The organism is Arhodomonas sp. KWT (assembly GCF_010993615.1).
On sequence record NZ_WNXE01000050.1, the window covers coordinates 4,971 to 15,717 of the forward strand.

The 10,747-nt window shown below is 72.2% G+C and carries 9 protein-coding genes; 7 read left to right on the forward strand and 2 right to left on the reverse strand.

Going from position 1 to position 10,747, the window contains the following annotated elements; genetic code table 11:
• The 6 genes from G7A99_RS09725 to G7A99_RS09750 all read left to right on the forward strand — a co-directional run.
• A partial coding sequence (locus G7A99_RS09725) for an FtsX-like permease family protein (protein ID WP_163139810.1) occupies positions 1 to 2,403 on the forward strand: 2,403 nt, incomplete at its 5' end.
• 98 nt (positions 2,404 to 2,501) lie between these two features.
• Positions 2,502 to 2,720, forward strand: coding sequence for a DUF1656 domain-containing protein (locus tag G7A99_RS09730; RefSeq protein WP_163139812.1), 219 nt, complete (start codon positions 2,502 to 2,504; stop codon positions 2,718 to 2,720).
• A 1-nt stretch (position 2,721) separates the two neighbouring features.
• On the forward strand, positions 2,722 to 3,585 hold the full coding sequence (locus G7A99_RS09735) for an HlyD family secretion protein (RefSeq protein ID WP_163139813.1): 864 nt from the start codon (positions 2,722 to 2,724) through the stop codon (positions 3,583 to 3,585).
• 6 nt (positions 3,586 to 3,591) lie between these two features.
• Positions 3,592 to 5,637, forward strand: a complete 2,046-nt coding sequence (locus G7A99_RS09740; RefSeq protein WP_163139815.1) for an FUSC family protein — start codon at positions 3,592 to 3,594, stop codon at positions 5,635 to 5,637.
• A gap of 100 nt (positions 5,638 to 5,737) precedes the next feature.
• A complete protein-coding gene (locus tag G7A99_RS09745; protein ID WP_240466225.1) occupies positions 5,738 to 6,877 on the forward strand; it encodes a lipocalin-like domain-containing protein in 1,140 nt (379 codons plus the stop codon).
• Positions 6,878 to 6,953: 76 nt separating this feature from the next.
• Entirely contained in the window at positions 6,954 to 8,033 is a 1,080-nt protein-coding gene (locus G7A99_RS09750; protein WP_018716386.1) for a nitrilase-related carbon-nitrogen hydrolase, read from the forward strand.
• Between the two features lie 12 nt (positions 8,034 to 8,045).
• Here the strand turns inward: G7A99_RS09750 and G7A99_RS09755 are convergent, their stop codons facing one another.
• Complete coding sequence (locus G7A99_RS09755; protein WP_018716385.1) at positions 8,046 to 8,702, reverse strand: phospholipid-binding protein MlaC; 657 nt, start codon at positions 8,700 to 8,702, stop codon at positions 8,046 to 8,048.
• Positions 8,703 to 8,820: 118 nt separating this feature from the next.
• Complete coding sequence (locus tag G7A99_RS09760; RefSeq protein WP_018716384.1) at positions 8,821 to 10,065, reverse strand: Bcr/CflA family multidrug efflux MFS transporter; 1,245 nt, start codon at positions 10,063 to 10,065, stop codon at positions 8,821 to 8,823.
• Between the two features lie 200 nt (positions 10,066 to 10,265).
• Here G7A99_RS09760 and G7A99_RS25420 point away from each other — a divergent pair.
• A partial coding sequence (locus tag G7A99_RS25420; RefSeq protein ID WP_305792318.1) for a Sir2 family NAD-dependent protein deacetylase occupies positions 10,266 to 10,747 on the forward strand: 482 nt, incomplete at its 3' end.

Consider the following 10,747-nt stretch of genomic DNA (forward strand, 5'->3'; position numbering starts at 1 on the left):
CTGCTCATCGCGGTGGCGGGGATCGCCCTCGGCGTCGCCGTGGTGGTCGCCGTGGACGTGGCCAACCGCGCCGCCCGTGACGCCCTGGACGACGCGGTCACCCGGGTCGCCGGCGCGGCGACCCACCAGGTCGTCCCGGCGGGGGACGACCTGCCGGAGTCCGTGTACCGGCGGCTGCGAGTCCGCGTGGGCGTGGCGCGGGCGATGCCGGTCGTGAGCGGTGATGTCACCGTGGCCGGGCGGCGCTACCGCCTGCTCGGCATCGACCCCCTGGTGGCCGGGCCGTTCCGGACCGGCGTCGGCGCGGAGGCGGACGCGCCGCTGGCCCCCATGCTTGTCCACGGTGACCGGATTGCCGTGACCACGGCCACGGCACGGGCGCTCGGTGTGGCCCGGGGGGACGTGCTGTGGCTGGACGCGGCGGGGGGCAGGCACCGGGTACGCGTCGAACGAGTGCTGGCCACGGTGGGAGGGCGCCTGGACGGCGTCATCCTCACGGACATCGCCGCCGCCCAGGAGCTGCTGGACCGGGTGGGACGTCTGTCACGCATCGATCTCATCGCCGACGCGGCGACCGCGGCACGGGTTCGCGGGGCGCTGCCGCCCGGCGTCCGGCTGTTCCCGGCAGGGCAGCGCCGGGCCGGTCTGGCCGGAATGACCCGCGCCTTTCACGTCAATCTCCGGGCCATGTCGCTGCTCGCCCTGGCGGTCGGGCTGTTCCTGGTGCTCAACACCATGAGTTTCCTGGTCGTGCGCCGGCGCGGGATGCTGGCGACACTGCGCGCGGTGGGAGCCACGCGGGGCCAGGTCGTGGTCCAGGTGCTGGCGGACGCCGCGCGCCTGGCCGCGGCGGGCACGCTGCTGGGCCTGCCCCTCGGTGCGGGCCTGGGGGTGGGGCTCAGCGGCCTCGTCGCCACCACCGTGGACCGGCTCTATCTCAGCATCCCCACGGTGGATCCCTGGCAGCCGACGGCGCTGGTTGCCGGCGCCCTGCTCGGGCTCGCCGGTCCGCTCGCCGCGGCGCTCCCCGCCGCGCTGGAGGCCGCCGGCGTCACACCGCGGGCAGGGCTGGCCCGGGCCCACCTGGAGGCGCGGGCCTGGCGCAGCGCGAGCCGTATGGCGGCGGCCGGTGTCCTCGCCGGGGTGGCCGGGACGGTGGTGATCCTGCGGACGTCCGGACTGATCGGCGGCTTCGCCGGTCTGTTCGCGGTGATCCTGGGATCGGCGCTGCTGGCGCCGGCGTGGGTCCGTCTGGCGGCCCGCGTCGGGGGTGTTGCAGGGCCGCTCGGCTGGCGACTCGCCGTGCGCGGTGCGTCCGCGTCGTTAAGCCGTACCGGTGTGGCGGTGGCGGCGCTGTCCGTGGCCGTGGCCACGGTCATCGGCGTGGCCACCATGATCGGCAGCTTCCGCACCAGCGTGGTCGACTGGCTGGACGCCAGCCTGCGCTCGGACCTCTACATCGATGCCGACGCCGGTGTGCCGGCGAGGTTCGCGGAGCGTGTCAAGGTCATGCCCGGGGTCGCCCGGGTCACGCGGGGGGCGCGGCGACGGCTCGCGGTGGCGGACGGCGAGATCACCGTCCGCGGGGTGAGCGTCACGGCGGCGGACCGCCGTGCCTATCCGGTGGTGCGCGGCGGCCCGGATACCTGGCGGGCGTTCAGCGAGGGCCGGGCGGTGCTGCTCAGCGAGCCCCTCGCGGCCCGCCTGGGGCGCGGTCCCGGTGACGCTCTGACCCTGCCCTCGCTGGACGGCCCGGAGACGGTAAAGGTGGCCGGCGTGTACCGCGATTACGCGAATGTGCGCGGGACGGTGCTCATGCGGCTGGGTCTGTTCCGCCGCTTCTGGGGCGTGGCCCGGCTCGACGGGATCGGCGTGGTTGCCGCGCCGGGCACGGACGTCGACGCCCTCGCCGCCCGGGTACGCGCCCGTCTGCCGGCCGGGGCCACGCTGGTGGATAACGCTACCGTGCGCCGGCGCTCGCTCGCCGTATTCGACCAGACCTTCCGGGTGACCCGGGTGCTCCAGCTACTGGCGGCCGTGGTGGCCTTCGTTGGCGTGCTGGGCGCGCTCATGGCGCTCCAGCTCGAGCGTGTCCGGGAGTTTGCCGTGCTCCGTGCCCTCGGGCTGACCCGGCGCGGACTCGCCGGCCAGGTCCTGGCACAGAGCGGCTTCCTCGGGGTCGCGGCGGGGATATGGGCCGTGCCCCTGGGGCTGGTGCTGGCGTGGCTTCTGGTGGCGGTTATCAACCGCCGCGCATTCGGCTGGGGGCTTGTCCTCGAGCTGCAGCCGGCCGCGCTGGCCCAGGGCGTGGCGCTGGCGGTGGCCGCCGCCGTGCTCGCTGCGGCGTGGCCCGCATGGCGACTGGCCAGGCAGATTCCGGCGGCCGGTCTGCGGGGCGATTAGTCTCAAGTAACGGGATGCCGTACCGGTGCGGGTATTTTGTTCGTGTGCTAATATACGCAATATGAACTAATATCTGACCGGGGACGCAACGCAACCGCATGGGCCTTCGTGAAATCGCCATCGGCGGCATATTCATCAGTCCGCTGCTCGTCTATCTACTCCTGGGAGTCATCGTCACGGTGTGTCTGCGCCTGCTCCTGCACCGGCTCGCCGGCCACGGCGCGCCCTGGCAGGAGGCGTGGTTCGACGCCGCACTGTTCGTGATCGCGACCGCCGCGGTCGCCTACCTGGGCGCGCCGGCGCCGGGGGGCGGCTGATATGGGCACCGCGCTGCGCATCCTCGCCACGCTCGTCGTCGTCGCGCTGGCCGTCGCCGCCGGTGCCTGGCTCTGGCACTACTATCTCTACTCGCCATGGACCCGGGACGCGCGGGTGCGCGCCGACGTGATCACCGTGGCGCCGGATGTCTCGGGCTGGGTGCGCACGCTGAGCGTCGCCGACAACCAGGGTGTCGAGCGCGGCGACGAGCTCTTCCGCATCGACCGTGCGCGTTACCGGGTCGCCGTCGACGAGGCGAAGGCCGCGGTGGCCAGTGCCCGGGCCCGCCTCGAGCGCAAGCGCCACGTCGCCGAGCGCCGCTCCCGGCTGAGCCGCGAGGCGATCAGCACGGAGGACCGCGAGGCCGCACGTATCGATACCCGGGTCGCCGAGGCGGCGCTGGCGAGCGCGAAGGCCGACCTCGAGAAGGCCCGGCTGGAGCTTGAGCGCACCACGGTTACCGCGCCGGCGTCGGGGCACGTCCTCAATCTCCAGCTCGCCGAGGGCGACTACGCCAGCGCCGGCACCGCGGTGATGGCGCTGGTGAAGTCGGGCTCCTACTACGTCACCGGCTATTTCGAGGAGACGAAGATGCCACGCATCCATGCCGGCGACGCCGCCGAGGTGATTCTGATGAGCGGCGATACGCGCCTCGGCGGTCACGTCGCCGGCATCGGCCGCGGCATCGCCGACACCAACACCGCGCCCAACGGCCAGCTGCTGCCGCAGGTCCAGCCGACCTTCAACTGGGTACGCCTGGCCCAGCGCATCCCCGTGCGCATCGCCCTGGATGAGGTGCCCGCCGGTACCCGCCTGAGCGCGGGGATGACGGCGACGGTCCGCATAATCGACGACCGGGACTGAGTCGCCGTGCCGGTGCTCCTGGAGGCGTATCTCACGCCCTCACGCCAGGCCCTGCGCTTCGCGCTGAAGGCCACGCTGGCGATGCTGCTCGCGCTCTACGCGGCGCTGTGGTTCGATCTCGAGCGCCCGTACTGGGCCCTCATCGCGGCCGCCTTCCTGCAGATCCGCCCCATGAGCGGTATGGTCATCGAGAAGGGGCTGTGCCAGATCGGGGGGACCCTGATCGGTGCCGTGGCCGGGATCGCGGTGATGGCGCTCTCGGCCCAGGCGGCGGCGCCGGCACTCTATGCGCTCACGCTGTGGGTGATGGCCTGCGCCTATGCGGGCTCGCTCATGCGGGGCAATTTCACCTATGGCTGCGTGATGGCCGCGATCACAGCGCTGCTGGTCGTGTTCCTGTCGCTCAGCCAGCCGGACCGCGTGTTCGACGTGGCCGTCGCGCGCGTCTCCGAGCTTGGCCTCGGCGAGATCAGCGCCACCCTGGTGAGTGCGCTGGTCTGGCCGGTACGGGTGACCGACCATCTCGCCGAGCAGGCGGATGCGGCGATCAACTCGGCTTTCACCCACGCGGGCCAGCGCCTGGATGCGGATATGCCGCTGGCCACGGTGCAGCGCTCGCTGACCGCGAGTCTGGGGCCGCTGAACGTGCTCGAGGCAGACAGCCAGGCCGCCCGCTACGAGGGGCCGGGGGGTGGTGCCCGCATCCGCGCCGCCCATGTGCTCACCCAGCGCGCGATGCGGCTGTTTGCCGCCCTGGGCGGCATACAGCAGCTCCTGCGTGACCACCCCGGGCGTATCGGCGCGCCGCTGTGCATGTTCGCCGGCGAGATGGCCGAGGGCTTCCGGGAAGCCGAGTCCGTCCGCGGTGTCCCGGCCGCCCGGCGCCACCTCCAGGCCCTGCGCGAACGGGCCCGGACGTATCCGGACGACGATCTCGATCCGCTCCAGCGGCGGGTGGTCACCGGGCTGCGCGCCATACTCGGCCACGCCATGGTCCTGCTCGACGCCCGCGAGGCGATCGCCCATCCCGGCCGCCACCAGCTCCGTTCCGGCGTACCCGCCTGGCACCGCGACCACGGCGAGGCGGCGGTGAACGCCCTGCGGGCCGGCGCGGCGTTCGCCGCCTCGGCAGCGTTCTGGGTCGCCACGCACTGGAGCGGTGGTCCCATCGCGGTGCTGATGGCAACCCTGCCGTCCGTGCTGTTCGCCAACCGGGACAACCCGGCGACGATCTGCACGATGTTCTTCAAGGGCATGCTCGCAGCGCTGCCGAGCGCCTTCCTGTTCGGACACGTGCTGCTCGCGCGGGCCAGCGGTTTCCCGATGCTGGCGATGCTGGTGCTCACACCGTTGTTCATCGGTCTGCTGGGGGCGGGGCATCGCCGGCTGGTGGGGTACTGCCTGCCGTTCACCATCTTCAATATCCTGCTCACCATGCCCGGCAACGGCATGGACCTGTCCTTTGACAACTTTGCCAACCGGGCCCTGGCGGTCACCGGCGGGCTCGCGGTAGCGACCGTGGGTTTCCGCCTGGTCCCCGGGCTCGGGGCATCCCTGCGCCGGCGCCGGCTGATCCACGCCATCGGTGTCGACCTCCACAGGTTGGCCCAGCCGCCCCTGCACGAGGTGGAGGCACGCTTCAGCGGCCGCATGGCGGACCGGCTCCTGCGGCTGGCACGCCACGACGACCTTCTCGACGAGGCGCACCGCCACCTGCTCATGATCGGGCTCAACGGCCTGGACGTCGGTATCGCCGGACTGCGGCTGCGTCACCGTCTGGATGGGGAGCCGCCGCCGGTCCGCGCGGCCCTGGTGGCATTGCTCGACACCCTGGCCGCCGCCTTCGTCGCCAGCGCCCGGGGCCACGCACCGGCGGACGTGGCCGCGGCCGCGCGCACCCTCGACGCCGCGCTGGTCGATCACGATGTCCTCGACGAGCGTGGACGGGCCCCGCTGCGCGGGCTGCTCGAACGTCTCGAACTGGCCCTGGCGCGCCAGGCGTCGGAAATGGGGCATCATCGTCGCGACGCGCCCGTGGCCGTGTCCGCGTGAGCACCGTGCCGTGGGACTGTGCCAGTATGGGGTCGTATGACCGGTGATCGGAGGATTCGGTGTGCGCGTGGGGCGAGCATGGGTGCCGGGGGCCGTTGTCTTGCTGGGCGTCATCGCGGCGGCCGGCGTGGGCGTCGGGGTCTGGTTCGCCGGTGCCCGCGCGCCGGAGCCCGGTGCCGGCGATACGGCCATGGCCGCGCTGCGCGGCGAGGCGTCCGGTTTCTCGCGGGTCACCGGCCCCCGGTCGCTGTCCTTTCCGCGGGATCACGGTGCCCATCCCGATTACCGCAGCGAGTGGTGGTATGTCACCGCTAACCTGCGCGACGCCGCGGGCCGCGCGTTCGGCGTGCAGCTCACGATCTTTCGTACCGCACTTGCGCCGTCGATGCCCCCGCGGCGCTCCGCCCTCGCCACGCGCCAGGCCTGGATGGGCCATCTTGCGGTCACCGACGTGGCCGCCGGCGGGCACCGCTTCGCCGAGCGCTTCCAGCGCGGTGCCCTCGGGCTCGCCGGCGCACGGACCGAGCCTGTCGTCGAGGTCTGGCTGGACGACTGGTCGATGCGCTCGCAGCAATCCGGCCGGCTCTTCCCCCTGGTCCTGACCGCCGGGGCCGGGGAGATGCGTGTCGAGCTGCGGCTGGATAACGCACGCGGCCCCGTCCTCCAGGGCGATGCGGGCTACAGCGTCAAGGGCGACGCGCCCGGCAACGCCTCGCGCTACTACTCCTACACCCGGATCGAGGCCCGGGGCAGCGTACGCGTCGCCGGGGCGCGTCACGACGTGCACGGCCTCGCGTGGCTGGACCGGGAATGGGGTACCAGCACCCTGGGGCCGGAGCAGACGGGATGGGACTGGTTCGCGCTACAGCTCGACGACGGCCGCGACGTCATGCTCTACCGGCTGCGCCGGCGCGACGGCGCCACCGACCGCCACTCCGCCGGCGTGGTGGTCGGCCCGGACGGCGTGCGCCACCGCCTCGATGCCGACGGTTTCCGGCTGACGCCGCAGGCCTACTGGCGCAGCCCCGGGACCGGGGTGCGCTATCCCATACGCTGGCGCCTGCGGGTGCCCGCCGCGGGGCTCGATGTCGAGGTCCGTGCCGCCGTCGCCGACCAGGAGATGCGCACCGCCTTCCGTTACTGGGAGGGCGCCGTGGAGGTGGCCGGCGACGATGTCGGCGGGCACGGCTACCTGGAGATGACCGGCTATGGCGGGGGCGACGAACACCCCGTGCGCTGAGGCTGCCGCACGTACCGATTCACGAACCGGCTCGCAGGCGAGCCGCCCTGACAGCGAAACGATGGAGGACCCCGGAATGATCGAGCCCTATAACTGCGTCGGCCTCGTGCCCACGGTACGCGGGATACGCAAGCGCGCCGACATCATGACCAACATCGAGCACATCCGGCACCTCACCAAGGCCGCCTCCTGGCTGTCGAGCCTGGACATCCCGGTGCGGCTGCTGGTGCTGCCCGAGGGCGCGCTGCAGGGGTTCAACGACGAGGTGCTCGACCTGGACCACGTGGCCTTCGCCCGGGAGTGCGCGATCGACATCCCCGGCCCGGAGACCCGGGCGCTGGGGGAGCTCGCCCGCGAGTACGACTGCTACGTCATGGCCCAGGCCAAGGCCCGGCACCCGGACTGGAAGGACCGCTTCTTCAACGTGGGCTTCGTGATCGACCCGGACGGCGAGGTCATCCTGCGCCACTACAAGCTCGCCAACCTCTACCCGGTGGAACACGGGCTCACGCCCTCGGACATCTTCGACTGGTGGGTGGAGACCTACGGGCGCAACCTCCAGGCCTTCTGGCCGGTGGTGGACACCGACATCGGGCGCCTCGGCATCATGATGGCCAACGAGGCCTCCTACCCGGAGAACGGCCGCGGGCTCGCCATGAACGGCTGCGAGGTCGCCTACCGGGCGTCCTTTCCCCATCCGCACACCGGCAACGATTTCTTCGAGATCTCCTCCCGGGCGCGGGCGCTGGAGAACAACATGTACGTGGTCGCCCCCAACATGGGGACGTACTACCTCTTCGACGACTCGGATCTCCCCATCGACACGTTCGGCGGGCGCTCGCACATCGTCAATCACCGCGGCGCGGTGGTCGGCCGGCAGGATTACGGCGCCGGCTCCACCTACCTGGCCGGCGTGATCGACATCGAGCAGCTGCGCCACCACCGCGAGAAGGCCCAGGTCTCCAACTGGCTCAAGGACGTGCGCTCCGAGCTCGCCCGGGTGATATACGACAGCGACGTCTACCCCAGCAACCTCTACATGGACCGCGCGCCCATGGACCATGCGGAGTACCGCCACGAGGTCATCGACCACCAGGTCGGGCTGATGAAGGAACGCGGCATCTGGAAGGACTCGGTGTACCGCGGCGGGGAGTGACTGCGGCACCGCTCAGCGGCAGGGGGCCGTCTCCGGCGGGCCCCCGCCCGCGTGGCGGTGACGTTCCAGCGCGTCGCTGACCCCGGCGAGCCCCTCTCGGGCGAGCCGGGGCCGGAAGGCCTGGCGGAAGATCGCGAGCAGGCTGATGCCGGCGACGCGGGCATCGTGCACCAGCCAGCGTTCCCCCGGGCGGTGGAGCAGGATGTCCACGTCGACGTCGCGCCGGTCCTGCGGCCGCAGGGCAACCCGTACCACCGCACGACGCCCGTCCTGCCGGATCAGCCGGTAGCCGATGTCGCCGGTGCGCGCGAACTCGACGATGCGTGGTGCGAACACGCTGACGGCGGTGGCGTACACCGCCACGAGGTGATCGGTGAGGGCGCGGGTGAAGCGCGTCCGCGCCCCGGGAGGGGCGTCGGCCCAGTACGGTCCGGCCACGAACCGGGCCGCCAGCGTGGGGTCGAGGAGCTCGCGGTAGTGCCGCTCGATGAACGCCCGCGTGCACGCGGGCTCGTCGGCCAGGGTGGCGGCGTGGGTGCGCACGAACACGAGCCCTTCGTCCACGGCCTCCCGAACCAGTGTCACCGGGCCCGTCCCGGTGGCGGCCCGGGTGGTGAGTGTGACCAGGCAGGCCGCGACTGCGGCCGCCAGTATCCATCGCCGCGGCATGTCCGGCCTCCCCCGGCAGGCTCATGATTGAGCCGGGATCATATCCATCCTCCCGGAGGCCTTGTCACGCGCCGGATGCGGTGTGCGCCGGCGGCGTGCTTGTCGCGGCCCCGGCCGCTCAGGCGGCCTCGCTGCAGCGCGCGGCGGTCTCCCCGCCACGGCTGCGCTCCCGGGCCTCGCCGGCGAGCAGGCGCCGCCCGGCGGTGAAGCTCACCGCGGCGCACAGCACCATCACCACCGCCATGTCCACCGCGGGGGAGAGGCCCACGGCGCCGACCATCCCGCCGGCGAGGGCGCCGAGCCCGAACTGGAAGAAGCCGAACAGGGCCGATGCCGCGCCGGCGTTGTTCGGATAGGCGTCGAGCAGGCCGGCCACGGTGTTGGCGCCGACCAGCCCGACCATGCCCACCGCGAAGAACAGCGGCAGGGCGATCCCGGCGAGCCCGCCGAAGCCGGTCAGACTGTCGAGGAGCAGAACCACGCTGCTGGCAAAGGTCACCGTTGAGCCGACCGCGAGCAGCCGGTGGTAGCCGAAGCGTGCCACGAGCTGGCTGTTGACCAGGTTCGCGAGTACCAGCCCGACCACGTTGGCGGCGAAATAGAAGCCGAAGGCCCGGGGGCTGACCCCGTAGACGTCGATGTAGATGAACGAGCTGCTGGAGACGTAGGCGAACAGCGCACCGAAGGCCATGCCGCCGCAGATCAGGAACGCCAGCGACCGGCGGTCGCGCAGGAGCACGCCGTAGGCGGCGAAGTGCGCGGCCAGCGGCGCACCGTCGCGGTGCTCGCGGCCGTTGGTCTCCGCCAGGGCGGTGCCCACGGTAACCAGGCAGACCGCGGCGAAACCGGCCAGCACCCAGAAGATGCCGCGCCAGCCGAGCCCGGCGACGATCTGGCCGCCGACCAGCGGCGCCAGCAGCGGTGCCACCGCCATCACCAGGATGACGAAGGACAGGATCCGGGCGGCCTGGCTGCCGCGGTAGGTGTCGCGGATGATGGCGCGCGAGACCACCGGGCCGGCACCGGCGCCCAGCCCCTGCAGACCCCGGGCCGCCAGCAGCATCGGCAGGCTGTCCGCGGCGGCGCACACCAGGCTCGCCACCAGGTAGAGCACGATACTGAAGGCCAGCACCGGCCGGCGGCCGAAACGGTCGGAAAAGGGGCCGTAGATGAGCTGGCCCGCCGCGAGCCCGATGAAGAATACGCTCAGGCTCTGCTGGGCGGATGCCGCGGACACGCCGAGCTCGTCCGCCAGGGCGGGCAGCCCGGGCAGATAGAAGTCGATGGACATGGGGCCGAAGGCCGTGAGCAGGCCAAGGATGAGTATCAGGCCCAGCCCGCCGTTGATCGTCGCTCGCGTCATGGATGGCTCCGCTGGCCGCCGGCGGGTGAATTCCGCCGGGGCGTTAGAACGGGGAATATTAGCATGCAACCTTTTATGGTGGCGAGATCCGGGCCCTTCAAGCCCGACGATCGGTGCGCGGCCTCCGGCCAATGCCTGACAATCGCTGCCGTAAGGTGGGTATGATGCGGGGACGTCCCGTCGACCGAGGGTCCCCGATCATGGGCGCCGTTCTCCCCCTGCGTACCCGTGCACCCGACAGCCGTCCGCTGCCGCCGGCGGAGGAGGGGACGGTTGCCGACCTCGTGGCCCGCCTGGCGGAGGCACGTGCCCTGGTACTGACCGGCGCGGGCTGCAGCACCGGCTCGGGAATCCCCGATTACCGCGACGACCGCGGGCGCTGGAAGGGTCGGGCGCCGATGCAGTACCAGGCCTTCGTGGGCAGTGCGGCCAACCGCCGGCGTTACTGGGCCCGCAGCCTGGTGGGCTGGGCGCGGGTCGCCGCGGCCCGGCCCAATGACGCCCACCGGGCGGTGGCGGCGCTGGCCGTCGCCGGCCGGCTGAGCGGCGTGGTGACCCAGAACGTGGACGGATTGCACCAGCGCTCGGGCGCCACCGGTGTGGTCGACCTTCACGGCCGGCTCGACCGGGTGGAGTGCCTGGATTGTGGTGCGGTGATCGACCGTCACGCCTTCCAGGAAAC

Excerpts from the sequence above, each read along its gene's own strand:
- G7A99_RS09730 (WP_163139812.1), top strand. The coding sequence starts at position 2,502 with ATGGGCCTTCGTGAAATCGCCATCGGCGGCATATTCATCAGTCCGCTG.
- G7A99_RS09735 (WP_163139813.1), top strand. The coding sequence starts at position 2,722 with ATGGGCACCGCGCTGCGCATCCTCGCCACGCTCGTCGTCGTCGCGCTG.
- G7A99_RS09750 (WP_018716386.1), top strand. The coding sequence starts at position 6,954 with ATGATCGAGCCCTATAACTGCGTCGGCCTCGTGCCCACGGTACGCGGG.
- G7A99_RS09755 (WP_018716385.1), bottom strand. The coding sequence starts at position 8,702 with ATGCCGCGGCGATGGATACTGGCGGCCGCAGTCGCGGCCTGCCTGGTC.
- G7A99_RS09760 (WP_018716384.1), bottom strand. The coding sequence starts at position 10,065 with ATGACGCGAGCGACGATCAACGGCGGGCTGGGCCTGATACTCATCCTT.